A 26562-nucleotide genomic window follows, 5' to 3' on the forward strand; every position below is an offset into this window, starting at 1 on the left:
CGCGGGGCGCCGCTTCAAGCGAACCGCAGCGCGAGCATCCCGATCAGGTTGATGCCCGCGTGCGCCACGACGCACGGCCACACGTTGTCCCGTCGCACCGCGAGCGCCCCGAGCGCCAGGCCGATGGCGAAGGTCTGCACGACGCCGAGCGTGGCTTGATAGAAGTGGCCGATCGCGAACAGGGCCGACGTCAGCACGACGGCGCCGGCGGCGGCGGCGGGGTCATGGGGGTTCGGGGACAGGGCGGCGCGCAGGCGCGAGAGGAAGAAGCCGCGGAAGACCAGCTCTTCGTACGTGCCGGTGAAGAGCGCGAGCGGGAGGATGAGCGCCCGCGGAAGCTCGGAGAAGCCGCTGAGCGCGGCGGTCTTCTCGGCGGCGAGCTGCTCCGGGGAGGCGCCCGCTGCCAGCCCATAGACGACTGTCCCCGCGCCGGCGAGCAGGTAGCTGGCGATCAGCCCGAACAGGCCCCAGCCGAGCACGGCGGCCGGCGCCTCGCGCCGGAAGCCGAGCGTGGCCCAGCGCTCCCGGAACACGGCGAGCATGACGGCGACGCTGCCGAGCAAGATGCCGCCGCCGGCGGCGACGCTCTGGGCGATGTCGCGCGGTGAGGGGGCCTGGGCGGCGGGGCGCGTCGCCTCGCCGAGCGCGAGGAGCGCCAGCAGTACGGCGGCGACGACCAGGGCTTGCAGCGCTGCCCTGGCGCGGCGCGTGTCGGGGCGGGTGGGGCCGGACATGGCAGGAGCCAGGCGAGCCCGTCGCGGGCTAAGGCGCCGCTGAGCCGCGCTCCATGAAGAGCGCCTCCATGTTGTTGCCGTCCGGGTCGAGCACGAACGCAGCGTAGTAGCCGGGCGGATACCCTTCCGCGGTATCGCGCAGCCCAGGCGGGCCGTTGTCGGTGCCGCCCGACCTCAACGCCGCCGCATGAAAGGCGTCGACCTCCGCCCGGCTGCGCGCCGCGAAAGCGGTGTGGTTCCGTGTGCTGTGGGGGTGAAACCTGTCGATCCAGAACGCCGGATGGTCGACGCCGTAACCCACGGCATCGGCGCCGGTGTCCTCCGGCAGCTGCATGACCCGACGATAACCGAGCGCGCCGAGCACGGCGTCGTAGAACGCTGCCGAACGGGCGACGTCGGAGACGCCGATTCCGGTGTGGTGGATGATCATGAGGGTACGCCGTCGTGCTTAGCGCCACGCGACGTATTTCGTCAATCCTCGGGCCGCCACGAGCGGGGAGCGCACGGGGGCCGCGCGGCCGCTCACCCGCGCAGGATGCCGAGCGCCCGGGCCTGCTCGCGCAGGGCGGCGATCACGGCGGCGGTCGGCGGCGCCGGCGGCGCGGGCCGGCGGCCGCGCACGAGCGCCAGGGTGCGCGTGAGCGGCGCGAGATCGTGCACGGGCACGGCGACCAGCCTTCGCTCGGCGAGGTCGTCGGCGATGTACGTGGTCGGGAAGAAGCCGACGGCGGCGCCGCGCATGACGAGGTACCGCGCGGTCTCCATCGGCACATCCATCGACACCCCGGCGCGCTCCGCGAGCCGGGTGACCTCGGGGTGATGCGTGCGCCACCAGCGCAGGCGCAGGAACGGGCGCCCGAGGCGCGCGACGTCGTCGCGATCGACGCGGCGGCGGCGGGCGAGCGGGTGGCCCGGCGCGACCGAGAGCACGATCGGCTCGCGCAGGAGGAACAGGCGGGTCAGGTCGGCAGCGCCGGTGTCGAGGCACGGCCACACGACGACGCCGAGCTCGACGAGGCCATCGAACAGCATGGCGAGCACGCCCTCGTGGTCGGCCGAGCGCACCAGCCAATCGAGCGACGGGTGCGCGGCGGCCACGGTCGCGAGCGCGGGGCCGACCAGCCCGGCGGCCACGGAGCCGAGCGAGGCGAGCGTCACGCGGCCGCGCTGTCCGGTGCGCGAGAGCCGCGCGGCCTCGAGGCCCTCGGCGAGCACCTCGGTCGCGCGGCGCGCGAACGGGAGGAACCCCTCGCCGAGCGGCGTCAGGGCGACGCGCCGGCCGCGCGTGAACAGCGCGCCGCCGACCTCGGCCTCGAGCGCGCCGATGCGCGCGCTCACCGCCGGCTGGCCGATGCCCAGCGTCCGCGCGGCGCGGGTGAAGCTGCCCTCGCGCACGACGCGCAGGAAGGCGGTCAGCTGGCCGACGTCCACGGAGGCGCTCCCATCGATGATGTCGATGCGAACCATTGCTTCGATTGCATTGAAGCATGGTAGCGCCGCCGTTAGGTTCACCGCCATGGACACCGTACGAATGGCCCACGCCGGCGACGCCGCGGCGATCGCGGCGATCTACGCCCCGAGCGTCTCGGGGCCGATCTCGTTCGAGCTGGAGGCGCCGACCGCGGACGAGATGGCGGCGCGCATCGCGGGCGTGCTCGCCCACGCGCCGTGGCTGGTCCTCGAGCGCGACGGCGCGGTGGTCGGCTACGCCTATGGCGCGCGCCACCGCGAGCGAGCGGCATACCGGTGGTCGGTCGACACGAGTGTGTACATCGACGCCGCTCACCACCGCACCGGGGTCGGCCGCGCGCTCTACCGCGCGCTGCTGGAGCTCCTGCGCCTGCAGGGCTTCTACGTCGCCCACGCGGGCGTCACGCTGCCGAACCCGGCCAGCGTCGGCCTCCACGAGGCGCTCGGCTTCGAGCCGGTCGGCGTCTACCGCGACGTCGGCTGGAAGCAGGGCGCGTGGCGCGACGTCGGCTGGTGGCGGCTCGCCCTGCGCGCGCCCGACGGCGCGCCCGCGCCGCCGCGGACGCCGGCGGAGATGGCAGGGCACCCGGCGTGGGCGGCGATCCTCGGGCCCAGAGCGGTGGCGTGAGGTCGGGCATGGCGGGCGCGGACAGCGCTCAGCGCGCTGCCCCTCGTCCGTTGTCGATCCAGCTGGAGATCTCCTTCCGCGGCTCCCCTTCGAGCTCGAGCAGCTCCCTCAACCTCGACGCGAAGGACACGGGCGGTCGCCCGAGGACCGCCCCCAGGAGCGGATCCACGCGGGACGCCTCGCCTGCCTCCAGCGCTGGATACGTCGATGCCCAGAACCTCGCGACATCTCCGTTCGCGCCGTTCCGCCGCACGAACTCGTCCTGGCTCACCCGCGAGAACCGTATCTCGCGGCCGAGGATGGACGAGATGAGCGCGGTCGTCTGCTCCAGCGTGTACGCCTTTGGCCCGACGAGGGCTATCGTCTCATCGTCGTATCCGCCGCCTGCGACGATCCTCGCCGTCGCCTCTCCGAGGTCGTCCCTCGCGGCCCAGGCGATCCCCCCGTCGCCGGGCACGACCACCTCGTCGTGCCCGGCGCCGAAGAAGCCGAGGAAGACGGGGAAGCTCTCCATGTAGACGCCTTCTCGGAGGATCGTGTAGGTGACCCCGCGCGATCTCAGGTAGGCCTCCGTGTCGAGGTGCGCCCTCATCACGGCTGCCTTGCTCTCTGGCCCGAAGGCGAGAGAGGTGTAGTAGACATGCCTCACCCCCGCCTTCACCGCTGCGTCGATCGCGTTCTTGTGCGAGGTGATCCGCAGGTCGTCGGAGAAGGACGGATGAGAGACGATCAGCAGCTTGTCTCCACCGCGAAACGCGTCTTCCAGGGATCTGGGGTCGGTATAGTCTCCCGACCTCACCTGCACTCCCGCCTTCTCGAGCGCTGCGCGAGCCCGGCGGTTGTGCAAGGAGACGATGATCTCGGAGGGGGGGACCAGCGTGAGGATGTGCTTGAGGACGGACGAGCCGAGGTGCCCCGTGGCGCCGGTGAGGATGATCATGGCGGGAGTCTATGGTCGCGCCCGGGGGTGGGGCAGGGCGAGAGCTGCGCTTCTCTTGCCGGATCCTGCGGTCCGGCGCCTTACGGCTTCCGGAAGCGCTCCGCGTAATTGCCCGGCGCGGCGCCGAAGCGGCGCTTGAAGTCGCGGGTGAAGTGCGAGGCGCTCTCGTACCCGGCGCGCTGCGCCGCCTCGCTCGCGCGCAGGCCCGAGAGCAGGAGGGCGCGCGCATGCTGGAGGCGCAGCTGCTTCAGGTAGCGCATCGGAGAGACGCGGGCGACGGCGCGGAATCGATGCGCGAAATGCGACGTGCTCATGGCGACGTGCCGCGCCACCTCCTCCACGGACAGCGGCCGCTCGACGTTCGCGCGGAGGAAGCGCATCGCCGCCTGGATCTTGTCCGCGTCGCGGTCGCGCCCCACGGCGCCTCGAACCATCGCGGCGGCCTCCGAGCGGAGCAGGCGAAAGACGAGCTCCTCGAACGCCAGGGGCGCGACGATCCGGCGCTCCACCGGGTCGCGGATCGCGCGGAGCAGCCGGACGACGGCGTCCTCGATCGGCGTGTCGAGGTCCGAGACGACGGCGGGAGCCGCCTCGGCCGCAGGCCCGGCGTCCGCGTCGGCCAGCGCGAGCAGCATCCTGGCGATCGCGTCCGGCGGAATCTCGAGGCTCATGGCGAGGTACGGAGAGGCGCTGTCGACCTCCGTTATCGCCTCTTCGAACGCCGCGTCCCTCGCCACGACGGCATAGCGCGAGGCGTCGACCTCGAGCTCGACCTCGTCGAACCGCGCGGTCGTCCTGCCTTGACCAACCACGGTGAGCGCCGGACCGAGGGCATGCAGGATTTGACAGGTCGTCGGGCGCGATGCGCGGACGAACCTCAGGCCGGGAAACGCCGCGTCCGTGCAGCCTTCCGCTTCCGCGTAGCAGGCGATGAGCGCCGAGCGCTCGCCGGCCGGCGCCGCACGGAGGCCGCCTGCGGTAGACGCGCCCTCGGCCCCGTGCCGGAGCCGAGCGTTGGATCTTCGCAGCATGCTGCCAGCGTACCCCGCGCCGCGCAGCTCACCAGGGCGCTACGCCCGCCCCCTCGCCGCCGCCGCCGTCGCATACGGCGGCTCGCGCCCGGTGCGCACCGCGGCGAGGTCGCCCCGCATCGTCCGCGCGTCGGGGTACCGCTCCTGCTTGAGGAAGGCGAGGGCGCGGTCCACCACGGCGCACAGGCCCGGCGGCGCCGTGGGGGCGTGCTGCGCGAGCGGTGGCGCCTTCTCGGTCGCGACGGCGATGAGCAGGCGCGCCTCGTCCAGGTTGCCGTGGATCGTGCGCCCCGCGAGCAGGCGGAACATCGTCGCGCCGAGGCCGAACAGGTCGGTCCGGCCGTCGATCTCGCGGATGAGGCCCAGGGCCTGCTCCGGCGCCATGTAATCGTCGGTGCCGATCGACACGCCGGTGCTCGTCTTCGTCATCTCGGGCACGCCCGCGACGTCCTCGAGCAGCGGGTCGAGCACGCGCGCGAGGCCGAAATCGAGCACCCGCAAGCGCCCGTCGTTGCCGATGTGCAGGTTCTCGGGCTTGAGATCGCGGTGAACGATGCCGTGCTCGTGCGCCACGATCAGCACGTCGAGGACGCGCTCGGCGAGCGCGATCACCTGGCCGACGGGGAGCGTCCCGTGCCGGACCATGCGGTCGAACACGGTCTCTCCCTCGAGCATCTCCATGGCCATGTAGACCACGCCGTCGTCGGTGGCCCCGGACTCCAGCACCTGGGGGAGCCCCTCGCAGAGCGGCGCCACGGCGGCCAGCGCGTTCCCGATCGGCCCCTCGCGCAGGAACCGCTTGCGCACCTCGTCGATGCTGGCGAGCTCGGCGTGCAGGACCTTGACCGCCGCCACGCACCCGTCGGCGCGGCGGCCGAAGAAGACGCTCGCCATGCCGCCGACCCCAAGGACGCGCTCCACCGCCCACGGGCCGATCCGCGTGCCGACGCGCTGCTCTGCCAGCTCCTCTTCGGTCAACATGGGGCGATGGTAACACCGGCGCCGCCCCGCGGGGCCATGCGCTCCCTCCCGCCCGCCCATCGCCCCCTCGCGGGCGCGCTCGCGCTCGGCCCGGCGCTGCTCGAGCGCGCCCGCGCGGCGCCGGAGGGCCCATGGCTCGCCGCGAGCCTCGTCGACGGCCCCGCCGTGGTGCTCGGGGCGCTGCAGCGCGCCGCGCGCGTGGTCGACCTCGCGGCCTGCGCGGCGCGCGGCGTGCCGGTCGTGCGGCGCGCCACGACCGGCACCGCCGCCTTCCTCGGCGGGCGCGGCGTCGTCTGGACCCTGGCGTTGCCGCACGTGGCCGCGCTCGCGCCCGACGCCACGGCCCGGACGCTCCTCAACCGCAACGTGCGCGGCTTCCTCAAGGGCTTCGCCCGCGCCGGCGCGCCCGCGCACTACGGCGGGCGCGAGTGGATCGCGCTGCAGCACCGCCCCGCCGCGCTGCTCGGCGTCGAGGCCGCGCGGGACGGCGCGGTCCTCATCGAGGTCTTCGCCGGCCACGACGCGCCGCTCGCGGTCCCCGCGGAGCTCGCGGCGCCCGACGAGCGCGCCGTCGACCGCTGGCTGGGCAAGGCGCCGGCGGCGCTGGCCGAGGTCCTCCCGGCGCGGAGCTCGCTCGAGGCGCTCGCGCAGGCCGTGGTCGAGGCGGTCGCCCTCCGCGCGGCGCTCCCGCTCGTCGACGGCGGCGAGGCGCCGGAGCTCGCCGAAGGGCCCTTCCTGCCCATCACCGCGCCCGACGATCCGGCGCCGCCGGGCGCCGGCGCCGCCGTGGTCGCGCGCGTGCCCATCGGCTGGATCGAGGCCGCGGCGCTCGGCGAGGCGCCGGCGCAGGCATGGCTCGGCGGCGACGTCCTCACGGGGCGCTGGCTCCTGGAGGAGCTCGGCCGCGGCGAGGCCGCTGCGCCCCTGGACGCCGGGACCGCGCCGCTCGAGGGGGCGAGCGCCTCCGACCTCCGCGCGCTCGCGCAGCGCGCGCTTTCGGCGGGAGCGGCTGTTCGCGATGATCGAGGTCCTGGGGGGCACGGAGGCAGCGCATGAAGAGGCGAGTCGAACGGGATCTCTTCGGGACGGCGGCCGCGCTCGGGCTCGCCCTGGCGGCGGCCGGTTGCGGGGGCGGAGGCGGGACGCCGGGCGGGAGCGGCGGCGCTCACGGCGAGAACGGCGGCACCGGAGCCGCCGCGGGGACCGGAGCCGCCGCGGGGACCGGCGGAGCTGGCGCGGGGACCGGAGGAGCCGGCGCAGGGAGCGGGGGAGCGCCGGGCGGAGATCCCTATCCGACGGAGAATGTCGGCCCGGTGACCCGCGGAGGAACGATGACGTTCCAGAACATCGGCGCGCCCGGCTACTGGGGTCGCCGCATCGAGGCGGAGCCGGGCGACCCGCGCTGCGACGTCGAATCGACGACGCTCAACTTCTCCTGGGGCGACGAGTTCTGCTGCCGTACGCGCCACGAGGTCACCAGCGCGTCGCTCTCGCCCTTCAACGAGCAGATGACCCTCATCTTGCGAGGGCCGCTCCGCGCCAAGCAGCTCGCCGTCTACCAGCCCGGAGGCGCCGGCGATCGCTGGGTGCGCCGCTCGTTCTGGGATCGCCGCGCGCCGCAGGCGCTCACGGATCTCAAGCTCACCGGGCCGGACGGCGCGGGCGCGTTCACCGGCGATCTGGGCAATGCATGCCACTGGTATGCGATGCGCGACGCGCCTTTCCCCTGCGGGCCGGGCAGCGATCCGTACTGCCCCGCCGGCGGGCCCGACGTGAGCTACCACGGCTGGGAGGGCTCGAAGCTCGTGGTGCTGCTCGCGTCGATGCCCTACGCGGACGATCCGGCGCTCGCGCCGCTCAGCTGCGCCGACGGCCCGAGCGACGGCTGGACCGACGCGCCGTGGGTCGGGTTCTCGGCGTCGGAGCTGATGCGCGACGGCTGGGGCAAGTATCACCCGTGCCATTGCTATGCGAACACCGACCCCGGCGTGGGGGACGGCTGCGGGGAGATCAACGTCTTCGAGACGGTGTCCGAGGCCGAAGGGCTCGAGTACGGCAACCGGGAACTCCTCAGCACCGGGCTCCGCTCGTACCAGGTCGGCCACCTGGGCGGGAGCGTCTGCGGCAAGCAGCGCTGCGACGTCGCGTCGTTCCCCGACACCGCAGATCTGCTGGACGCCTGCGGACAGGCCGCGCTCGACGCCGGCGCCGTCCTCGACGCCGAGGACCCGGGCGGAGGCTGCCCGGTGTGGCGGCGTCCCCTCGACGACCGGTTCTTCTTCATCCTGCTCGACGAGGCGAAGCGCACGGTCCAGGTGGGCATCGTGCACCCCGCGGCGATCCCGGCGAGCGCCTCGGAGATCTTCCCCGGTTTGCCGGAAGAGGTGAGTCAGGCGTCGATGGATCGGCTCGCCGCGCTGCGGCTCCCCGAGCGCTGAGGGGCGCGCAGGCGCCCGAGCGCAGGCCGGCGGGGGATATCGGCAATCCCTCGCCGGGCCGCGCCGGCCCGGGCAAAGCACGGTGACGTCCGTCGGGGCGCTGCCGGCCTCAGGTCGGCCACTGGCACGGCGCCAGGTGGCTCGCCAGGAGCCCGTGCATGGCGCCGGCCGTGCCCCCGGCGAGGAGCCCGGCCAGCGCAGGGCGGGGGCGCGGATCCGGCTCGGGGACGTACCGCCCGGCGTCGAGGCGATAACGAGCGCGGGGACCCCGGACGACGAGATCGGATATCGCGCCGAGGAATCGATCGATGTCCGCCCTGCGGGTGCCGACGCCGAAGCTCACGCGCACCGCGCCGGGCACCGCCGCGCCTCCCGGCGCCTCGGGCGCGCGCGCCCCGGCGAGCGCGCTCATGAGCGGGTGCGCGCAGAACGAGCCGTCGCGGACGCCGATGCCGTGCTCGGCGCTCAGCGCGGCGGCGACCGGCCTGCGCGACATCGCGGCGGTCCGCTCGATCGTGGGCCGGCCGCGGGCGCTCGCGGGCCGGCCGTGGGCACCGGTACGGCGATTGCATTGCGATTTCCGGGAGACGGCGAGCTCCACATCGCAGCTCCTGAACAGACCCTCACGGCCGCTGTCGCCGCGTGAGGCAGGACGCCCCAGCGCGCCCCGCGCCCGGCGCTCATCGCGAGAGAAGCCATGAAGAACACAACTCCCCTCGTCGGCCTCGTCCTCCTCTGCGCCGCCTGCAGCCCGAACGAAAAGGTCGCTCCGGTCGGCGCCGGCGGTGCCGATCGGGGCGACGCGGGCGCGGTGCCGGACGCATCAGGGGGCGGCGCCGAGGGAGATCTCTTCGCGCAGCTCCCGAAGATCGCGCCGACGGCGACCGGGCAGCGCGGGGCGGCGGCGACGGTCGATCTCCGCGGCACGCTGGCCGCCATCGAGGTCCTGAAGCGAGGCGGCAACGCCGTCGACGCCGCGGTCGCCGCGGCGGGCGTGCTGGGCGTGACCGATCCGTTCTCCTGCGGCATCGGCGGCGGCGGCTTCATGCTCATCTACCTCGCCGACGGGGACGAGGTGATTGCCCTCGATCACCGCGAGACGGCGCCGTCGCGGCTCGAGGCGCGGCTCTATTACGAAGACGGCGCCCCCGTGCCGTTCGACGAGCTCGTCACCAGCGGCCTGTCGGTCGGCGTTCCCGGCACCGTGCGGGGCTGGAGCGACGCGCTCCGCCGCTATGGCACCCTCGGGCTCGGGGACGCGCTCCAGCGGGCCATCCAGGTCGCGGAGGCGGGGTTCGACGTCGACGAGACCTTCTTCGATCAGACCCAGCGGAACCTCTCGCGCTTCCAGGCGATCGCGAGCACGAAGGCGCTCTTTCTGGGGCCCGACGCAAAGCCGTGGCCCGTCGGCACCCTCTTCAAGAACCCGGACCTCGCCGCCACCTACCGCCTCATCGCCGAGGGGGGAGAGAAGGCCTTCTATGAAGGACAGGTCGCCGCGGCCATCGTCGCCGCGGTGAAAGAGCCGCCGGTCGAGCCCGGGAGCGCGCTCGACGTCCGCGCCGGGGTGCTCGAGCTCTCCGACCTCCGGGGCTACGAGACCCGCGTCCGCCCGGCGCTCTCGACCACGTACCGGGATTACACCATCTACGGCGTCGGCCTCCCGAGCAGCGGCGGGATCGCGGTCGCAGAGGCGCTCAACCTGCTCGAGGGCTACGACATGGCGACCCTCACGCAGGTCGAGGTGCTCCACCGCTACCTCGGCGCCTCTCGGCTCGCGTTCGCCGATCGCGGCGCCTTCCTCGGCGATCCCGAGTTCGTGGACGCCCCCGTGAAGGGGCTGCTCTCGAAGGACTACGCCGATTCACGGCGCGCCCTGATCGACCTCGCGGCGGCGCCTTCCGCCGCGGCGGAGCCGGGCGACCCCTACGCGTTCCAGCGCGATCCGAGCCCCGCGCCGGGCCGCGCCCGGGCGGCGAAGGGCGGGAGCGCTGGCCCGAAGGACGCGGACGACAACGAGACCACCCACATCACCGTCAGCGACGCCGCCGGCAACATCGTGTCCTATACGTGCACCATCGAGTACGAGGGCGGCAATGGGATCGTGGTCCCCGGCCATGGCTTCTTGCTGAACAACGAGCTCACCGACTTCACCATCCCGCCCGACCCGAGCTCGCCGCACCCCAACGTGGCCGAGCCGGGCAAGCGCCCGCGCAGCAGCATGAGCCCGACGATCGTCCTCAAGGACGGGAAGCCCGCGCTCGCGCTCGGCTCTCCGGGCGGGTCCACGATCATCACCACGGTGCTGCAGATCCTCGTGAATCACATCGACCTCGGCCTCCCCATCGACGAGGCGCTCTCGGCGCCGCGCCTCTCGCAGCGCAACTCCGGCGACGGAGCGACCGACGCGGAGACGGCGTTCCTGAGCGCCCCCGAGGCCGAGGGGCTCGCGTCCCTGGGCCACGCCCTCGCCGACGCGGCCACGCTGGGCGGTGAGATCGGCGCGGCCACCGCCCTCCGCTTCCACGGCAATGGCACCGTGACCGCGGTCGCCGAGCCGGTCCGGCGTCACGGCGGGAGCGCGATGGTCGAGCAGCCGCGGTAGGCGCGGCCTGCTGAAGGCTCGGTAGAACGTCGGCGATGCTGCGCGCTCGGCCTCGGTGGCCGACGCCGCGGCGCTGGCAGGAGCCGTCGGATCGACGGAGGGCCATCGCCAGGACCGGCTGCTGACGGAGCAACAGGCGATCCGTAGGGGTGTTGCTCCAGCAGCAGTCGCGCGTCAGGAGGCCTTCACGGCCACGTGGAGGGGCTGGACCACCGCCGCGAACGCCGGGAGCGCCTCGCACCGGGCCGCGTGCGCGGCCAGCGCCGGCCGCCTCGCCGCGTCGGCGATGGCCGGGTGCGCCTCGCCGAGGAAGCGCAGCGCGCAGCCGACCGCGATGTCGGCGTGGCTGAAGGCGCCGAGCCAGAAGTCGCCGCCCCGGGCGGCGCGCTCCCGCTCCAGGAGATCGAGCGTCTCCTCGATCTGCGCGACGCACCGGTCGACCCAGACCGGGCTGCGGCGGTCGCTCGCGCGCAGCACGTGCTCGTAGAGCAGGCTCACCGCCTTGTCGGCGAGGCCCGTGGCGAGCGCGCAGACCCGCAGCCCGGCGCGGCGCGCCTCGCCCGAGCGCGGCAGCAGCGCGCGATCGGGCCCCACCAGGTCGTCGAGGGCGTCGAGGATCGCCGCGCTCTCGACGAGCGACTCCCCGCTGTCCGTCACGAGCACGGGCACGCGCCGGAGCGGGTTGTACTTCGCGATGGACTCCGCGTCGGCCCACACCGACCACGGGCGGTGCTCGTACGCGAGCCCGTAATGCTGGAGCGCCACGGCGACGCGGCGCACGAACGGCGAGTCGTACTGGCCAATCAGGATCATCGTTCCTCCTCTCTCCAAGGACGCGGCTACCAGACCGAGCACATCTTCGCCGGCCGCATCGGCGTGCCGGGCGCGCACTTGAACGCCTCGGCGAACTGCGGCAGGTTCGCGAGCGGCCCGTTCACGCGGAACCGCGGCGGCGAGTGCGGGTTCACCTGCACCATCAGCCGGAGCGCCTCGTCGCGCATCTTGCCGCACCACGCCTGCCCGTGCGCCAGGAAGAACTGCTGATCTTCGGTGAACCCGCCCGCGACCGTCTGCTCCGCCGCGCCCTTGCGCATCGTGCGGTACGCCATGAACGCGAGCTTGAGGCCCCCGAGATCCGCGATGTTCTCGCCCAGCGTCAGCTTGCCGTTCAGCTTCACCCCCGGCAGCGCCTCGTAGCCCGAGTACTGCGCCTCGACGCACTCGGTCTTCGCCTTGAACGCCGCGGCGATCTCCTTCGACCACCAGTCCTCCAGGTTGCCCTTCTGGTCGAACTGCGAGCCCTCGTCGTCGAACCCGTGCGTGAGCTCGTGCCCGACCACCATGCCGATGCCGCCGAGGTTCACCGCCACGCCCGACTTCACGCTGTAAAACGGCGGCTGCAGGATGCCGGCGGGGAAGACCATGTGGTTGCGCTGCGGATCGTAATAGGCGTTCACCGAGGGCGGGCTCATCTGCCACTCGTCGCGATCGACCGGCTTGTCGATCTTCCCGAGCTCCCACCGCGTGTGGAAGGCGCGCGCCGCCAGCGCGTTCTTCGCGTACGACTTGGGATCGACCTCGAAATCGTACGTCCGCCACTTGTCGGGATACCCGATGAGGTACGCCATCGCGCCGAGCTTGGCGAGCGCGCGCTGCCGCGTGCCCTCATCCATCCAGTCGAGCGCCCGCACCTCGCGGCCGAACGCCTCGCTGATCTGGCGCACCATCGCCTCGGCCGCGGGCTTGCTCTCGCCGGAGAAGCTCGTCTTGACGAACGGCTGCGCGACCAGCTCGCCGAGCGCGTTGTCGGTCGCGTCGACGCAGCGCTTCCAGCGCGGCCGGACCTCCTTTTGCCCGGTGAACGCCGCTTGCAGCGTGAAGCTCTCGTCGACGAACGCCTTGGACAGCGCGGGCGCGAGGGAGCGCACCACGTGCCACGCCAGGTAATTCTGCCACGCGGCGGGCTTCGCCGACTTGAGCAGCCGCGAGAGCCCCTCGAAGAACCGGACGGAGGTCACGTTCACCTCCTTGATGTCCGGGCGGCCGAGGCCCTGGAAGTACGCGTCCCAGGGGAAATCCGGCGCCGCCTTCGCGAGCGCCGCCCGATCCATCTTGTTGTACAGGCCCTTCGGGTCCCGCCGCTCGACCCGCGTCTTCGAGATCTTCGCGAGCTCGGTCTCGATCTGCACCACGTCGAGCGCCGCCGCCTTCGCCGCGGCCTCCTGGGCCCCGGCGAGCCGCATCATCCGCGCGACGTGCTCTTCGTAGGTCTTGCGGAGCGCCTTCGACTTGTCGTCCTCGTTCAGGTAGTAGTCGCGGTCCGGCAGGCCGAGCCCGTTCTGGTCGAGCTGGGCGATGACGCGCGTCGCGTCCTTCATGTCCTGCGCAGAGGCGATGTCGAACAGCGCCCAGATGCGGCGGCTGTGGAGCTCGGTGACGAGCGCCCCGACGCTCTTCGGGTCGCGCACCCGCCGCGCCTTGGCGAGGAGATCCGCGATCGGCTTCGCGCCGGCGGCTTCGATCGCGGCCTCGTCGACGCACGCGCCGTAGTAGGCCCCGATCTTCTTGCTCACCGGATCCCGGTCGCCGGCCTGCGCCGCCTCCTCGAGGATGCGCCGGAGCTCCGCCTCGTTGCGCTGCTCGATCTCGTTGAAGCTCCGCATCCACATGGCCTCGTCGCCCGGGATCTCCGTCTTGGCCAGCCATCCGCCGCAGGCGAACTGATAGAAGTCCTCGCAGGGGTTGGCCGAGCGGTCGAGCGCGGCCTCGTCGAGCCCGACGCTCTCGAGCTTCGTCTCGACGATCGGGAGGCCCTGCGGCACAGGCGGGGGGGCCGCCGCCTTCACGGCCGAGGGGGGCGGCGGCGGCGGGCCCGCGGCCGGGCCGCAGGCCGGCAGCGCAGAGAGGGCCAGGGTGATCGCGAGGGGGGCTGCGAGCGGTCGTTGCGTGCGCATGCGGCGCTCTACCACGAACAGCGCGCTGCGCGGACAGGCACGAACCGCGCGCTGCGCGGACAGGACCGCCGGCCGCGCGGCGCCCGCGACGCAGGCCGGCCCATCACCGCCTCGGCCGCCGTCGTCCGAGGCGCGGGCGCCTCACTCCCGGTCGAGCTTCCCCATCAGGCTCAGGGTGAAGTACGCCCCCATGTACTTGAGGTGCGGGCGCACCTCGAGGTGCACCCGGTACCAGCCCGCGCTCCCCTCCACCTCGGTCACCGTGGTCCGCGCCCTGCGGAGCGGCCTGCGCGAGCGCACGGCGGGCGACACGACATCCATGTCCGCGACGTACTGGCTCAGCCAGCTGTTCAGCTCGCGCTCGAGATCGCCGCGCTCCTTCCACGTGCCGATCTGTTCCCGCTGCATCACCTTGAGGTAGTGGGCGAGCCGGCTGACGAGGAGCACGTAGGGCAGCTGCGTGCCGAGCCGGTAATTGACCTCCGCGGCGCGCCCCTCCTCGCTCTGCCCGAAGAACTTCGGCTTCTGCACCGAGTTCGCGGAGAAGAAGCAGGCGTTGTCCGTGTCCTTGCGGAACGTGAGGCCGATGAAGCCCTCCTCGCTGAGCTCGAACTCGCGGCGCTCGGTCAGCATGATCTCGGTCGGGATCTTCGTCTGGATGGCGCCGAGCGCCTCGTACTCGTGGAGCGTGAGCCCCTCGACCGTGCCGCCCGACTGCGGGCCGATGATGTGCAGGCACCAGCGGTGGCGCGCGAAGCTCTCGGCGAGCCGGGTCGCCATCGCGTAGGTGGGCGCGCCCCACAGATACGCCGCGTGGTTGCCGACGACGTCCTCCTCGTAGGAGAACGCCCGGACCGGGACGGTGCTCGCCCCGTAAGGCAGGCGCAGGAGGAAGCGGGGGAGGAGCAGGCCCACGTAGCGGGCGTCCTCGGACTCGCGGAACGAGGTGTATTTCACGTACTGCGGCCCCTCGAAGAGCGCCTTGATGTCGCCGAGGTGCGGCACCTTCCGGTAGTCCGCGAGCCCGAAGAACTGCGGGCCCGCGACGGCGAGGAAGGGCGCGTGCGCCATCGTCGCGACCGCCGCGCACTTCTGGAGGAGCGCGATGTCCTGGGGCCCGGGGCCGAACTCGTAGTTCGAGATGACCGCCGCGAACGGCTTGCCGCCGAAGGAGCCGAACTCCGACGAATAGACGATCTTGTAAAGGCCGCTCCTCACGATCTCGGACGAGTCCTCGAAATCCGCGAGCAGGTCGTCCTTCGAGCAGTTGAGGACCTCGATCCGGATGTTCTCGCGGAAGTCGATGCGATCGACCGCGAACTTGAGGCCGCGCCACGCGGCCTCCAGCCGCTGGAACACCGGGTGGTGCAGGATCTCGTCGATCTGGCGCGACAGCCGCTGGTCGAGCTCGGCGATCCACAGGTCGATGAGGGCGTTGTCGAGCGCCGGGCCGGCGTCCGGCCGGCCGGCCACCCTGTCGAGCGCGGCCTCCACGCCGCGCTTCACGTCCTGGTAGGCCTCGTTGGCCGGGGGGATCCCCGCCTCCGCCAGGATCTCCTCGAGCAGAGAGCCGCCGCTCTCCGTCGCCGGCTCTTCGTGCTGCCCCGCTTGCATGTCCAAAATTTACCACGGTCGCTCGCCGGCTGGAAGCGACGGACACGCCGGCGTCCGCGGCCGGCGCGGCGCGGTCCCGTGCGCGCCTCGCCCCATCTGCCCGCGCCGATCCCGCGCTGACGCGACGGCGCGGCGGCGCGCCTCGGACGCCCGCGCGCGGCCGTATGGAACCGTGCGGAACAGCGCAGAACAGCGCGGAACATCACAGAACAGCGCGTGAGAGCGCAGGGCGCTCCGTCAGCACGCAAGTCAGGTCTCGATTGGACATGAAATGTACATGGCGAGCGAGAGACTACAGTGTTACAAATCATGCGTGGGTGCTCTCACGGAAGTCGCGGAAGCAGTGATCTTCGCTCGAAGGCGCCCTCCCAAAATCCCGGATCCGGCGCCGCCGCCCGCGCGACGTCGCCCGTCCTGGCCGTGGCCGCGCGGCGCCGACATCGCGCGTCGCTAGCGTCCCGAACAGCCAAGAACACCAGGGATCAGCCGCAGGAGCACGGAGGGACAGAGCGCTTCTTCTGTCTCTCTTCGTGTCCTCTGCGCCTCTGTGGCTCCAATGCTCTGTCTTTCAGCGGCGCCGGCGCGCGCCGCCGGTCGTGGATTTCGAGGAGAGGAGGGGGGATGGAACGCCTCGGGCTCGGCATCATCATCGGCGTGGGACTCGCCAGTTTGACCAGGATCACCCGGCCGACCGTCAAGAGGGCCGTGCGGTTCGGCTTCGTCGCCGCCGACGCGCTCAAGAGCGCGCTCGGCGAGGGCAGGGAGCGGCTCGCCGACCTCGTCGCCGAGGTGAGGGAGGAGATGGCCCGGCAAGAGCAGCGCGCCGGCGTGGGCGGCGCGCGGGCGCCCGCGCGCGCCGAGATCGAGCCGCCCGCGGCCTGACGAGAGGGGTGTTCCGGTGACCCGGCCCGGCCGGCCGGGAGGTGAGCCATGCCGAGCGATCGAGGGGTCTTCATCATCCACAGGGTTCTCGGGCGCGTGCGCCTCGGCGTCCCCGCGCTGCGCGGGGACCCGTCGAGGGCGGAAGAGATCGCGGAGGCGGCGCGCGCCTGCCCGAGCGTCGTCGACGCGCGGGCGAGCGCGTGGGCCGGGAGCCTCACGGTCGAGCACGAGCCCGACATCCCGCTGGAGACCGTCCTCTCCGAGCTCGCGAGCATCCCGGAGCTCGCGGACTGCGGCTGTCACCCGATCGACGCGCTCTCGCCCCCGCCGCCGCGCTGCGCGGCGCCCGCCGAGCCGCCGAGCCCCGGCCGGACGGCGCGCCTCGTCGTCCAGGCCGCGGACCGGCTGAACGCGGCGTCGCAGGCCGTCCCGCCGCCGCAGGTCGACCTCAAGCTCCTGGTGCCCGCGGTCCTCGTCGGCTCCGGGGTGCTCCAGGTGCTGCTGCGGCGCTCCCCGGGCATGCCCCACTGGATCACGCTCATCAAGTACGGGGTCGACGCCTTCGTGGTGCTGAACCACGCCCGCATCCAGGGCTTCCTCGCGGGCTCGGGCGCGCCGGCCGGCGGCGAGGCGGGGTGACCATGGCGGCGCTCCTGTCGAGCGGGACCAGCGCGGTCTCGGTCGTCCACGCGATCCCCGGCAGGGTCCGCCTGCGGCTGCCGCGGATCGGGCGGGACGAGGCGTTCGGCCCGCTGCTCCAGGCGGGGCTCGCCGCCGTGCCGGGGGTCCTGTCCGTGCGCATCGCCGAGGGCGCGTCGAGCGCCGTCGTCGAGCACGACCCGCGGCTCGTCGACGTCGGCGCCATCGTGTGCGCCGCGGCCGCGGCCTCCGCCGCGCCGGCCCCGCGGGGGGCGCTGCGCGCCGCGCGCGACGCCAGGAAGGCGCGCCGCGCGTCGGCCCTGGCGAAGCGCCCGCTCTACCTCTCGAGCGCCGGCATGCTCTTCTCGCTCGGCTTCGTCTCGCCGCTCCTCGCATACCCGTTCATCGCGGCGACGTGCGCGCCCATCTTCAAGCGGGCGTGGGACTCGGTCGTACGGCAGCGCAAGCTCAACGTCGACCTGCTCGACAGCCTGGCGATCGCCTCGGCCGTCGCGACCGGCGACGCCGTCAACGCGGCCGGCATCATCTGGCTCGTCACGCTCGGCGACCACATCCGCGACCTCACCCAGGCGCGCGCCCGGCGCGCGATCCGCGGCCTGCTCGGCTACCAGCAGGACCTCGCGTGGGTGGTGCGCGGCGACGCGAAGGTGCAGGTCCCGGTGGCCGAGCTCGCCGTGGGGGACGTCGTCGTCATCTACACGGGCTCGGTGATCCCGGTCGACGGGACGGTCACGGACGGCGAGGGGCTCGTCGACCAGCAGACGCTGACCGGCGAGTCGATGCCGGTGCTCAAGGGCCCCGGCGACCGCTGCTTCGCGGCGACCGTCATCAGGGACGGCAAGCTGTACGTGCGCGCCGAGCGCGTCGGCGGCGACACGACCGCCGCGAGCACCGCGCGGCTCATCGAGAACGCGCCCGCGCTGGAGACGCGCGCGCAGAACTACGCGGAGGTGGTGGCGGACCGGCTCGTCCCGCCGGCGCTCGCGTGCTCGGCGGTCGTGCTCGCGGCGACGCGGGATCTCGGCCGCGTGTCCGCCATCCTGACCATCGACTTCGGCACCGGCCCGCGCGTCTCGGCCCCGACCACGGTGCTCGCCTCGATGAACGCCGCGGCGCGGCGCGGCATCCTCATCAAGGGGGGCGCGTACATCGAGAAGCTCGCGCGGGTGTCGACCGTGGTGTTCGACAAGACCGGCACGCTGACCTCCGGCGTGCCCGAGGTGACCGACTTCCTCGTCCACGACGGCCTGTCCGAGCGCGAGTCGGCGACGCTCGCCGCCGCGGTGTCCGCGCGGCAGACGCACCCCGTCTCGCAGGCCGTGCTCCGCCTCGCCGAGGCGTGGCGGCTGTCGATCCCGGACCGGGAGGAGTCCCGCTACCTCGTCGGCCGGGGCGTGCAGGCCAGGGTCTTCGGCAAGGTCGTCCAGCTCGGCAGCCCGCGCTTCATCGAGGAGCTCGGCGTCCCGTGCCGCGCCGAGGCCGGCGCGCGGCAGGCGCTCGAGGCGACGGCGAAGTCGCTCCTCTTCCTCGCCGTCGACGGGCGGCACGTCGCCACGCTCGCCTACCGCGACGCGATCCGGGCCGAGAGCCGCGCGACCATCCGGAGCCTGCGCGAGCGCGGGATCGACGACATCGTCATGCTGACGGGCGACAGCCGCGAGGTGGCCCGGCAGGTCTCGCTCGAGCTCGGCATCACGCGGTACTTCGCGGAGATGCTGCCCGAGGACAAGGCGGAGATCACGCGGCGGCTGACGCAGGAGGGCCGCACGGTCGCGGTCGTGGGGGATGGCATCAACGACTCCCCGGCGCTCTCGTACGCCGACATCGGCATCAGCGTGTCCGCGGGCGCGGAGATCGCCCGGGAGACGGCGGGCGTGGTCCTCGTGGAGGACGACCTGTCGAAGCTCGTCGAGGCGATCGACATCTCGCGCGGCGCGATGCGCATCATCCACCAGAACTTCTCGATGATCCTCGCCGCGAACGCGGTCGCGTACGCGCTGTCGATCCCGGGGCTCCTCAACCCGGTCGCGGCGACGCTCATGAACAACGGCTCCGCGGTCCTCGCCTGCGTGAACGGCCTCCGTCCGCTCATGGCGGTGCCGCGCAGGGCGGCCCGCGCGGGCGGCCGGTGAGCCGGCGCGGCGCGCGGGGTCGGGCGGCGGCGGGCGCGCTCCGCCCCGCACGGCGCCGCGGCCGGGTATGCGCGCTGCACGGCGGATGAAATGGCCGGGATGGAGAGCAAAATGCGCGCTGGATCGAGGTCCTCCGCCGCGTGGCCGCGCGCGGCGCGCCGGGCTGTGCGCGGGCTGCCGGGCGCGGCGCTGGCGGCGGTGATCGGCTGTGCCGACTGTGCTCAGCCGCCCGCCTCGCCGCACGTGGCGGCCGCGAGCCCGGAGGAGGCGGGCCGGTACCTGATCCTCGTGGGCGGCTGCAACGACTGCCACACGCCGGGCTGGGATCGATCGAGCGGCAGGCTCCCGGCCTCGGAGTGGCTGACGGGCAGCGACGTCGGCTACCGCGGTCCGTGGGGGACGAGCTACGCGGAGAACCTCCGGCTCTCCGTCCAGGACCTCAGCGAGGCCGACTGGGTGAGGATGTTCCGCGCGGCCGCCGGGCGCCCGCCGATGCCCTGGCTCAACTACGCCACCATGCACGAGCGCGACCTCGTGGCGATGTACCGCTTCATCCGGAGCCTCGGCGCGAAGGGCGCCCGCGCGCCGCGGGCGGTGCCGCCGGGAGAGGAGCCGGAGACGCCGTACATCCTCATGGTCCCCCAGCCGCCGGCGCGCAGGCCGTAGCGGTCCCCGGGCCGGCGCGCGTCAGGGGCGCAGGCCGCCGAGCGACGCCGGCGCCGTCCGGCTCGCGGCCGGCGGCTCGCAGGGCAGCTCCACCGTGAAGCGCGCGCCCTCGCCCTGGCGGCTGTCGACGCGCACGGCGCCGCCGAGCGCCTCCACGATGCTCTTCACGACGTGGAGCCCGAGCCCGAGCCCCCCGAAGTGGCGGCTCGACACCGCGCGCTCGAACCGCTCGAACACGTGGGGGATGCGCCCGGCCGGGATCCCGATGCCCTGATCCTGCACCGCGAGCTCCGCCGCGCCGCCCTTCCGCGCCACGGTGATCTCGATCGGCTTGCCCGCGCCGAACTTGAGGGCGTTGTCGAGCAGGTTCGACACCACCTGCTCCAGCCGGCTCCGGTCCCACACGCCCACGACCGACGGCTCGGCGCGCACGCTCACGGGCGAGCCCGACTGCGCGACGCGCTCGCCGAGCCGCTCCACGACCTCGTCCACGACCTCCGCCAGGTCGACCGGCTCGACGTGCAGCTCCAGCCGGCCGGTGTGGAGCTGCGAGACGTCCAGGAGATCGTCGATCAGCCGGGTGAGCCGTTGCACCTGCCGATCCATCCTGTGCAGGGCGCGCCCGAGGCGATCGTCGGGCGCGTGGCCGCTCCGCCGGAGCAGCGCCTGGAGGCCGAGGCGCAGGGACGTGACGGGCGTGCGGAGCTCGTGCGAGGCGACGCTGAGGAAGTCGTCGCGCACGCGGACCGCGTGCTGCGCCTCGCGGTAGAGGCGGGCGTTCTCCAGGGCGATCGCGATCTGGCCCGAGAGGAGCTCCAGCACGTGGACGCGGTCGCGCGTGAAGGCCTGCGTGGTGAGGTCGTTCTCGAGGTAGACCACCCCGAGCCGCGCCTCGTTCCGCCGGATGGGCAGGACCAGGACCGACCTCGATCCGCGATCGGAGAAGTGGGGATCGCGCTCCGGCTCGCTGGCCGCGTCGTCGAGCACGAGGATCTCCTGCGCCCTGAGCGCGTGCTCGACGACCCGCCGCGGGACCTCGCGCGACCGGGAGAGCGGCGTGCGCTCGATGGAGACCGGCGCCGCGACGCACCCCAGGGCCCGGACGAAGAGCTCCCCTTCTTCCTCGAGCACGAGCGCCCCGCGCTGCGCGCCGGCGGCCTCCAGGCAGACGCCGAGGAGCCGCTCGAGCAGCCGATCGAGCACGATCTCTCCGGAGAGCGTCTCGGCGGCCTTGAGCAGGCTGAGCGCGTCGAGGGCGACCGCCGGCAGCCGCTCCTCGGCGAGCTCGGGCTCCTCGCAGGGCCCGCCGAGCGTGAACTCGTCCGCGAGCGCGCGCGCCTTCTCCGAGGCCCCCCACCGCGCGAACCCCTGCCGCGCGGCGCGCAGGTACATGGCCGCGATCCGCGTCCGGCCGAGCCCGTGATAAAAGCGCCCGGCGAGCTCGTTGCCGAGCGCCGCCAGGTGGACGAACCCCGCGCGGGTCGCCGCGTCCACGGCCTCGTCGTACCGCGCGCCGGCGACCTCGACGTCGCGCGTGACGCGGGCGACCTCCGCGTCGACCAGGAGGCGCCTCGGGCGGAAGTTCTCGGCGCAGCCCGACTCCCACATCCGCAGGACCCGCTGGAGCTCGGCCACGCGCGCGAGCCGCGCGGCCCTGTCCTGCGCGTCGGCCGCGTCGCACCGCCCGAGCAGCGTGAGCGCGGAGAACATCGCGTGCTGGCACTCGGGGATGTACCCGGCGAGGAAGTGCATGAACGGGATCGCCGCCTCGGCGTGCGCGTCGGCGCGGGCCACGTCCCGGTACACGTACGCGGCCTGGAGCCGCAGGATGTGGTACACGCACCGCGCCGGCGGCTCTCGCTGCGCCGCCTCGAGGAAGGCCCGCTCGTCGAACTCGGCGTCGTCGACCGCGCCTCGCCTCCGCGTCAGCCCCTTGAGGCACCGGATGGTCTGCCGGTAGGCGAGCTGGTAGAGCAGCGTGGACTTGTTGCCGGTCTGGCGGCTGAACGCGAGCGCGTCGTTCACGTCGACGAGCACGCGATCGAGCTCCACCCCGGCGGCGAACGAGTGCTCCACGAGCCCCGTGCGGGCGAAGGAGGCGAAGCGGAGCTCGCCGGACGACACGCCCAGGGCGATGATCTCGCGGAACTGCGCCGCGCTCGAGGCGACCGGCGCGATCCACGGGTGCACGAACTCGTTGACCATGTACAGGGCGATCGTCTCCTGGCCGCGGTCCTCGAACCTCCGCGCGAGCTCCACCGCGACGTGGCCGAAGCCCTGGGCGCTCCGGAGCTCGCCCTCGGCCGCCAGGAGCATCGCGTACGCGGCGTAGGGGAGGATCGACTCGCACGAGTTGCCGTGCTCCAGCGCGAGGCGGACGCCGAGCGAGGTGAGGAGCAGCAGCCGCTTCCGGTCCGCGAACCAGGCGGGGGCCAGCATCCCGGCGAGGAGCTTCATGTGGGCCCGCTCCTCCGGCCTGGCCGCGCGCGGCAGATCGACGAGCGACTCGGGCGAGCGCGCCCCGAGGCGCTCGCGGATGGCCCGCCGCTGCGCCGCGATCGCCTCGTCGAGCTCCAGATCCGCCGCGGGGAGCTCGACCCCGAAGCCCGCGCGCAGCGCGTCGGTCCCCCAGCCGAGCGCCAGCTCGTGCTCGCCGGTGATGGTCGCGCTCATGATCCGGAGCGCTTCCAGATCGACCCTCTCGGGGATCGACGCCGCGTGGAGGAGCCCCTCCTCCACGAGCGCGCGCGCCGTGGCGTGCTGATCGGTCAGCGCGGCGCACTCCGCCGCGTCGCGGAGGAGCGCGAACCAGAGCGCGTAGCACGAGCGAGGGGCGTCCTCCGGCAGCAGGCGGAGGCCGCTGCGGAAGTACGCGAGCGCCGGGCCGTAGGCCGCGGCGCGGCGCGCCTCGAGGCCGGCGCGGTGGTTCAGCCCCGCGAGGCGGCCGCGCTGCTCCGCGTCGATCGGCGCGGGGCCGAGGTTCAGCTGGTCCACGGCGTCGAACAGCGCGCCGCCCGCCCCGTCGCCGGCGGAGGCCTCGAGCAGGAAGCGGCCGATCTCGACGTGCAGCTGCTTCCGCCGCGGCTCCGGCGCGAGCTCGTAGGCGGCCTGCTGGACGCGATCGTGGGCGAACCGGACCGCGAGCTCCGCGCCGCGCTCGCGCGCGCTGTCCGGCAGGAGGAGGCCCTCGCGCAGCGGCTGGCCGAGCGGCGCGAGCGCCCCGTCGATGGACCGGCCCGACACCGCCGCGATGATCCTGAGCTCCGCGCGCTTGCCGATGCACGCCGCGATCTGCAGGAGCTCCTGCGCGTCCTCGGGCAGCTTGCGGACGGACTCCGCCATCAGCTGCACCACGTTGTCGGTGGCCCCGACCCGCTCGATCCGGCCGAGATCCCACGTCCACGTCGAGCGGCCCGCGTCGTAGACGAGCAGCCGCTTCTCCTGGAGCGATCGGAGGAGCGGGCGGATGAAGAAGGGGTTGCCGGCGGTCTTGGCGAGGATGAGCTCCGCGAGCGGCCGCGCCCGCTCCGGCTCGCAGCGGAGCGCGCCGGCGAGCAGCGCGACGATCGCCTCGGCGTCGAGCGGGCCGAGCGGCAGGTGGGTGATCGGGATCTGGGCTCGCCGGAGCTCCTCCAGCGCGCCCTGGAGCGGGTGCGTGAGGCCGACTTCCCTCGGCCGGTACGCCGCGATCAGCAGCACGTGCCGGCTGCCTGGATCCGTGGCCAGGGCGCGCAGGACGCGGAGCGACGCGGCGTCCGTCCACTGGAGATCGTCGAAGAGGATCGCGAGCGGCGGCCGCTGGCTGGCCACGGCGCGCATGAAGTCCTGGATCGCGAGCAGGAAGCGGCTCTCCGCGCGCATCGGATCCGCGGCGGGCGGCTCGGGCGCAGCGGCGAGGAGCTCGGCGAGCTCCGGGCAGAGCTCGGCGAGGGCGCGGCAGGGCGCGCTCGCCGCTTCCCTGAGCGCTGCGCGGCTGTCCTCCGGCTCGGCGCGGAGCGCGGCCGCGAGGGCGCGGAGCGCCTCCTTCATCGAGGCGTAGGGCACGTTGGCGGCGCGCAGATCGAACTTGCCCTCGATGAAACGCCCGCCCCGCTCGGCGACCGCGCCCCCGAGCGCCCTGACGAGGGCGGTCTTCCCGATGCCCGCCTCTCCGGTCACCAGCGCGAGCTCCGTCCGGCCCTCCGCGGCGCGGGCGAGCGCGCCGTGCAGCGCGGCGAGCTCTCGCTCGCGGCCGAACAGGCGCTCGGGCAGCGGGAGCCGCCGCGCGAGGTCGAGGCGGTCGAGCTCGAACGGCGCAACGTCGCCCGTGGCGAGCCATCGCCGCCGCGCCTCGCGCAGGTCCTGGGCGAGGCTCTCGGCGCTCTGGTACCGCAGCTCCGGCATCTTGGCGAGGAGCCGCTGCACGATCTCGGAGAGCGCCGCCGGCACGTAGGGGCTCACCGCGTGCGCGGGCACGGGGCTCCTCGCCATGTGGGCGTGCACGAGGGCGAGCGGATCGAGCTCCTGGAACGGCGGCGCGCCGATGAGCATGGCGTAGAAGGTCGCGCCCAGCGCGTACAGGTCCGAGCGCGCGTCGACGAACCGGCCCGTGCGCCCGAGCTGCTCAGGGGACAGGAAGGGGAGCGCCCTCAGCTTCTCGAGATCGACGGCGCCGGGCGCGCTCGTGAGCTCCGCGGCGTCGGCGAGATGGACGAGGGTGACCTGCCCGTCCGCGCCGAGGACGACGCGGCTCGGGGCGATCGCTCGGTGGACGACGCCGCCCGCGTGGATGCGCGCGCAGACGTCGGCGAGCGCGACGGCGACGTGGAAGAACGCGTCGAGCTCGAGCGGCCCTCGGCCGATCCGCCGCTCGAGATCCTCGGGGCCTGCGTCCTCGAGGAGGAGCGCGGGCGCGCTCTCCGGGCCCTCCAGGCCGAGCGGCCGAGCGATCCCCGGCACGTCGAGCCGGCGCAGGAAGGCGTGCTCGCGCAGCAGGACAGCCGCGGCGCCCGGCGCCGGAGGGGTCCCGCGGACGGTTTTCTGCACCACCGTCGTGCCGGCGAACGTGAGCCTGCGGAGCTGAAATCGGCCGCAGCGGTGAATCTCGGTCGTTTCCGCCCGAGCCATACGCGTCCCCCCTCGCGCACTTCACGGGAGCATGAGACCGGGTGCGTGTGTGCGCTAGCCGAGAGGCCTCGGGCCTCACGACGCCGCGGGAACATCGGTCCACTTTTCCTCTTCGGCTTCAGCCCTCTTCGGCCTTTCGGGCCGGGCGGGGAGCCACGCGGCCCCCTCGGCCCTCGGCCCATCGATGCGCGGTCGGCCGACCGCCGGGCTCAGCGCTGGCCGGGCGCAGCGCTGGATCGAGCGCCGAGAGATCGCTCGTCCGGCGGTCCTCTGCCGACGCGCGGCGCGCGAGACCCCGGCGCACCTCTGGCGCCTTTGGGCACCCTTGGCGCCTTTTGGATCGAACGCCGTGGAACGCGCGCTCGATGTATTCGGTCCGGTCCCTCGCGGCGCGCGCTTGCTCGCGCTGCTCCGCGCGGCGCGCTGGGCAGCGCTTCCGGGCGAGCGCGCAGGCTGCTCGACCGCGATCAATGCAGCGAGCGAAGGTGCTAGAATGAAGCTGCGCATGTCCGGGGTGGGCCGCTGCCCCGCGCCGGTGCGCGCAGCGGGGAGCTTCGATGAACGCACCTGTGGTCGCAGGGGACGTGATCGCCGAGAAGTACCGGGTGGACCGGGTCCTGGGCAGGGGCGGGAAAGGGGTGTTGGTCGGCGCCAGCCACCTCGTCCAGCCCGAGCGGGTCGCGATCAAGCTCCTGGTCGGCGAGCCGAGCCCTGCGCTCGTGGAGCGGTTCCTCCGGGAGGCGCGCGCGGCGGTGCGGCTCAGGGGCGAGCACGTCGCGCGGGTGCTCGACGTCGGCCAGCTCGACTCGGGCGTCCCGTACCTGGTCATGGAGCACCTCGACGGCCGCGATCTCGCCGAGCTGCTCCGCGCTCGCGGCCAGCTCGAGATCTCGGAGGCCATCGATTACGTGCTGCAGGCCTGCGTGGCGATGGCCGAGGCGCACGCCGCGGGCATCGTGCACGGCAACCTCGATCCGGCGAACCTGTTCCTCACCACGGCCCCCGGCGGGGCGACGCTCCTCAAGGTGCTCGACGTCGGCATCTCGGCGGAGCCGTCCTCCGCGGGCGACGGCGGCGCGGCGGCGCAGGCGCAGGAGGGGCTCGGCGTTCCCCTCTACCTGGCGCCGGAGCAGCTGCAGCCGTCGCGCCCTGTCGATGCGCGCGCCGACATCTGGTCGCTCGGCGCGATCCTCTACCGGCTCCTGACGGGGCAGCCGCCCTTCGAGGCGCGCACGCACGCCGATCTCGCGCTGCGCGTCGCGAGCGCGGAGCCGGCGCTCCCGAGCGCGCTCCGGCCCGACATTCCCCCCGCGGTCGAGCGCGTGCTCCTCGGCTGCCTCGCGAAGGACCCGGCGCGGCGGCCCGCGAACGTGGCCGAGCTGGCGATCGCGCTCGCCCCTCACGCGCCGGTGGGCAGCCAGGATTACGCGCAGCGCGCCGCGCGCATCCTCGGCGCGACGCTGCCGCCGCGCCCCCGCGCCTCGCTCCCGACGATCGGGCTCGGGCTCAACGCGAAGCAGCGCCCCGCGCCGCGCCTGCTGCAGGGCGCCGAGCCGGGCGCGCCGGCGCTCTCGCGGGCCTTCCAGCAGGAGACGCCTTACCTGGGGAGACCCACGGCGCGCCTCGCGCTCCTCGCGGCCGTCGCGTCGCTGCTCGCGATCCTCGGCGTGGCCGCGGCGCAGCTCAAGTGAGCCTGCGCCGATCGCGCCGCCGCGACCGTC

At 73.7% G+C, this 26562-nt stretch carries 20 protein-coding genes; 9 read left to right on the forward strand and 11 right to left on the reverse strand.

Annotated features, from left to right (window positions below; translation table 11 throughout):
- Positions 1 to 14: 14 nt before the first annotated feature.
- The 3 genes from WME83_RS08710 to WME83_RS08720 all read right to left on the reverse strand — a co-directional run bounded on the left by WME83_RS08710 (position 15) and on the right by WME83_RS08720 (position 2252).
- Complete coding sequence (locus tag WME83_RS08710) at positions 15 to 734, reverse strand: CPBP family intramembrane glutamic endopeptidase (RefSeq protein ID WP_437318796.1); 720 nt, start codon at positions 732 to 734, stop codon at positions 15 to 17.
- A 28-nt stretch (positions 735 to 762) separates the two neighbouring features.
- Positions 763 to 1161 carry a VOC family protein gene (locus tag WME83_RS08715; protein ID WP_437321978.1) on the reverse strand — a complete coding sequence of 133 codons (399 nt, stop codon included), beginning with the start codon at positions 1159 to 1161 and terminating at the stop codon, positions 763 to 765.
- Between the two features lie 95 nt (positions 1162 to 1256).
- Positions 1257 to 2252, reverse strand: a complete 996-nt coding sequence (locus WME83_RS08720) for a LysR family transcriptional regulator (RefSeq protein ID WP_437318797.1) — start codon at positions 2250 to 2252, stop codon at positions 1257 to 1259.
- On the opposite strand from WME83_RS08720, the gene WME83_RS08725 reads away from it, so the two are divergent.
- Entirely contained in the window at positions 2251 to 2832 is a 582-nt protein-coding gene (locus tag WME83_RS08725) for an arsinothricin resistance N-acetyltransferase ArsN1 family B (RefSeq protein WP_437318798.1), read from the forward strand. The two genes, WME83_RS08720 and WME83_RS08725, sit on opposite strands and share 2 nt — an antisense overlap.
- Before the next feature lie 28 nt (positions 2833 to 2860).
- Here the strand turns inward: WME83_RS08725 and WME83_RS08730 are convergent, their stop codons facing one another.
- The 3 genes from WME83_RS08730 to WME83_RS08740 all read right to left on the reverse strand — a co-directional run bounded on the left by WME83_RS08730 (position 2861) and on the right by WME83_RS08740 (position 5784).
- Complete coding sequence (locus WME83_RS08730) at positions 2861 to 3772, reverse strand: SDR family oxidoreductase (protein ID WP_437318799.1); 912 nt, start codon at positions 3770 to 3772, stop codon at positions 2861 to 2863.
- A gap of 80 nt (positions 3773 to 3852) precedes the next feature.
- A complete protein-coding gene (locus WME83_RS08735; protein WP_437318800.1) occupies positions 3853 to 4803 on the reverse strand; it encodes an AraC family transcriptional regulator N-terminal domain-containing protein in 951 nt (316 codons plus the stop codon).
- A 39-nt stretch (positions 4804 to 4842) separates the two neighbouring features.
- Positions 4843 to 5784: a serine/threonine-protein kinase gene (locus WME83_RS08740; protein ID WP_437318801.1), complete on the reverse strand. Its 942-nt coding sequence runs from the start codon at positions 5782 to 5784 to the stop codon at positions 4843 to 4845.
- Between the two features lie 6 nt (positions 5785 to 5790).
- Between WME83_RS08740 and WME83_RS08745 the strand changes: the two genes are divergently transcribed.
- Complete coding sequence (locus tag WME83_RS08745) at positions 5791 to 6840, forward strand: lipoyl protein ligase domain-containing protein (RefSeq protein WP_437318802.1); 1050 nt, start codon at positions 5791 to 5793, stop codon at positions 6838 to 6840.
- A complete protein-coding gene (locus WME83_RS08750) occupies positions 6837 to 8222 on the forward strand; it encodes a DUF2403 domain-containing lipoprotein (RefSeq protein ID WP_437318803.1) in 1386 nt (461 codons plus the stop codon). Before WME83_RS08745 ends, WME83_RS08750 begins: the two co-directional genes overlap by 4 nt.
- 109 nt (positions 8223 to 8331) lie before the next feature.
- Here WME83_RS08750 and WME83_RS08755 read toward each other — a convergent pair whose 3' ends face one another.
- On the reverse strand, positions 8332 to 8718 hold the full coding sequence (locus tag WME83_RS08755; protein ID WP_437318804.1) for an aminotransferase class V-fold PLP-dependent enzyme: 387 nt from the start codon (positions 8716 to 8718) through the stop codon (positions 8332 to 8334).
- Between the two features lie 201 nt (positions 8719 to 8919).
- Here WME83_RS08755 and ggt point away from each other — a divergent pair, with 201 nt between their 5' ends.
- Positions 8920 to 10827: a gamma-glutamyltransferase gene (gene ggt, locus WME83_RS08760; RefSeq protein ID WP_437318805.1), complete on the forward strand. Its 1908-nt coding sequence runs from the start codon at positions 8920 to 8922 to the stop codon at positions 10825 to 10827.
- A gap of 174 nt (positions 10828 to 11001) precedes the next feature.
- On the opposite strand, the gene WME83_RS08765 is transcribed toward ggt, so the two are convergent.
- The 3 genes from WME83_RS08765 to tssC all read right to left on the reverse strand — a co-directional run bounded on the left by WME83_RS08765 (position 11002) and on the right by tssC (position 15395).
- Positions 11002 to 11640: a glutathione S-transferase family protein gene (locus WME83_RS08765; protein ID WP_437318806.1), complete on the reverse strand. Its 639-nt coding sequence runs from the start codon at positions 11638 to 11640 to the stop codon at positions 11002 to 11004.
- 26 nt (positions 11641 to 11666) lie between these two features.
- Positions 11667 to 13781: a M13 family metallopeptidase gene (locus tag WME83_RS08770; protein WP_437318807.1), complete on the reverse strand. Its 2115-nt coding sequence runs from the start codon at positions 13779 to 13781 to the stop codon at positions 11667 to 11669.
- A gap of 141 nt (positions 13782 to 13922) precedes the next feature.
- Complete coding sequence (gene tssC, locus WME83_RS08775) at positions 13923 to 15395, reverse strand: type VI secretion system contractile sheath large subunit (protein WP_437318808.1); 1473 nt, start codon at positions 15393 to 15395, stop codon at positions 13923 to 13925.
- A 621-nt stretch (positions 15396 to 16016) separates the two neighbouring features.
- On the opposite strand from tssC, the gene WME83_RS08780 reads away from it, so the two are divergent.
- From WME83_RS08780 to WME83_RS08795, 4 genes are all read left to right on the forward strand, one after another.
- The gene (locus WME83_RS08780) at positions 16017 to 16277 is read left to right on the forward strand and encodes a hypothetical protein (RefSeq protein WP_437318809.1); all 261 of its coding nucleotides are present in this window, start codon (positions 16017 to 16019) and stop codon (positions 16275 to 16277) included.
- Positions 16278 to 16325: 48 nt separating this feature from the next.
- Positions 16326 to 16916, forward strand: a complete 591-nt coding sequence (locus WME83_RS08785; RefSeq protein ID WP_437318810.1) for a hypothetical protein — start codon at positions 16326 to 16328, stop codon at positions 16914 to 16916.
- Positions 16917 to 16918: 2 nt separating this feature from the next.
- Positions 16919 to 19069 carry a heavy metal translocating P-type ATPase gene (locus WME83_RS08790; protein ID WP_437318811.1) on the forward strand — a complete coding sequence of 717 codons (2151 nt, stop codon included), beginning with the start codon at positions 16919 to 16921 and terminating at the stop codon, positions 19067 to 19069.
- A gap of 99 nt (positions 19070 to 19168) precedes the next feature.
- Entirely contained in the window at positions 19169 to 19735 is a 567-nt protein-coding gene (locus WME83_RS08795; RefSeq protein ID WP_437318812.1) for a cytochrome C, read from the forward strand.
- 21 nt (positions 19736 to 19756) lie between these two features.
- On the opposite strand, the gene WME83_RS08800 is transcribed toward WME83_RS08795, so the two are convergent.
- Positions 19757 to 24841 carry a sensor histidine kinase gene (locus WME83_RS08800; RefSeq protein WP_437318813.1) on the reverse strand — a complete coding sequence of 1695 codons (5085 nt, stop codon included), beginning with the start codon at positions 24839 to 24841 and terminating at the stop codon, positions 19757 to 19759.
- Positions 24842 to 25398: 557 nt separating this feature from the next.
- Here WME83_RS08800 and WME83_RS08805 point away from each other — a divergent pair.
- A complete protein-coding gene (locus tag WME83_RS08805) occupies positions 25399 to 26532 on the forward strand; it encodes a serine/threonine-protein kinase (RefSeq protein WP_437318814.1) in 1134 nt (377 codons plus the stop codon).
- The last annotated feature ends 30 nt before the right edge of the window (positions 26533 to 26562 follow it).

Source organism: Sorangium sp. So ce385 (assembly GCF_051474135.1).
In the GTDB taxonomy this organism is placed as follows: domain Bacteria; phylum Myxococcota_A; class Polyangia; order Polyangiales; family Polyangiaceae; genus Sorangium; species Sorangium cellulosum_D.